A 1,310-nucleotide genomic window follows, 5' to 3' on the forward strand; every position below is an offset into this window, starting at 1 on the left:
ATTTCGGTGGACGTACCCCGTAGGCCCGGCAAGCAACGCGCCGCCGGGCACTGCCCCTTTCCACACCACATCCACATTTCGCTCCCCGCCGAAGCATCCGTCTTTCATCCCCATTACGCTGGCTGAAATTCAACGACGGAGAAAATCTATGATCGCAGTTCTTTTCGAGGCCGACGCCCTGCCGCACGCACAGGAACGGTATTTGCAGCTGGCGGCAGAGCTGAAACCCTTGCTGACACAGACGGCCGGTTTTATTTCTATCGAACGTTTCCAGAGCCTGAGCACGCCGGGAAAAATCCTCTCGCTCTCCTGGTGGGAAAACGAAGAAGCCGTGGCTGGCTGGAAGCACAATCTGCGCCATCTCGCCGCCCAGCAGGAAGGGAAAACCTCGATCTTTTCTTTTTACCGCATTCGCGTCGCCACCGTGTTCCGCGATTACTCTTCTGATAAAGGAGCCCATGCCCATGCATGATATTCACGTGATCCTCAACAATGCGCCCGGTGCGCTGGCATCGCTCGGTCGCGAGCTGGGCAAAAGCGGTGTCGGACTGGAAGGCGGCGGTGTCTTTTCCGTGGCGGACGTCAGCCACGCCCATTTTCTGGTGGAAGACGGTGAAAAAGCGCGTGCCGTGCTGCTTGCCGCCGGTTTTGACGTCGTGAAGATCAGTCGGCCGGTGATCAGAAAACTGCCGCAAAAACGTCCCGGCGAGCTGGGAGAAATTGCAGATGCGCTGGCCCGCCACGGCATCAATATTCTGGTACAGTACAGCGACCACAGTAACCAGCTCATCCTCCTGACGGACGATGACGCGCGGGCTGCTGATCTTACCCGCCAATGGATGCCGCTGCATGAGTCTGCTGAACACTGAAAACCAGGATGACCCGAATGAGGGACTGGAAAAATCCATGTCGCTGGTTGCCGCCGCCCTTGCCGATCCGTCGCGGGTCAGCATTTTATGCGCGCTGATGGATGGCCGCGCCTGGACTGCCACGGAACTCAGCGCCGTGGCGGACATTGCCGCCTCCACGACCAGCGGGCATCTGACTCGTCTTCTCAACAACGGGCTGGTGATGTGTCTGACCCAGGGGCGGCACCGTTATTACAGCCTGGCCGGGCATCACATCGCTGGCCTGCTGGAAAATCTGATGGGCGTATCGATGCAGGCGCGCACCACGCCGGTGACCCGCACGCCGCAGCATCTGCGTTATGCCCGCACCTGTTACGATCATCTGGCGGGTGAGCTGGCGGTAAAGATCTATGAATTTATGCAGCATGAGAAGTGGATCAGCGCTGACGGCACGGCGCTGAC

The 1,310-nt window shown here is 59.1% G+C and carries 3 protein-coding genes; all 3 read left to right on the forward strand.

Annotated features, from left to right (window positions below):
* Nucleotides 1-148 precede the first annotated feature (148 nt).
* On the forward strand, nucleotides 149-472 hold the full coding sequence (locus QRD42_RS14820; RefSeq protein ID WP_321987495.1) for an antibiotic biosynthesis monooxygenase family protein: 324 nt from the start codon (nucleotides 149-151) through the stop codon (nucleotides 470-472).
* Complete coding sequence (locus tag QRD42_RS14825) at nucleotides 465-869, forward strand: amino acid-binding protein (protein WP_321987496.1); 405 nt, start codon at nucleotides 465-467, stop codon at nucleotides 867-869. The genes QRD42_RS14820 and QRD42_RS14825 overlap by 8 nt, the downstream gene beginning before the upstream one ends.
* A partial coding sequence (locus tag QRD42_RS14830; protein ID WP_321987497.1) for an ArsR/SmtB family transcription factor occupies nucleotides 850-1,310 on the forward strand: 461 nt, incomplete at its 3' end. The genes QRD42_RS14825 and QRD42_RS14830, both read left to right, overlap by 20 nt.

Origin of the sequence: Enterobacter sp. PGRG2, from assembly GCF_030291195.1 — a bacterium.
Classification (GTDB): Bacteria; Pseudomonadota; Gammaproteobacteria; order Enterobacterales; family Enterobacteriaceae; genus Enterobacter_D.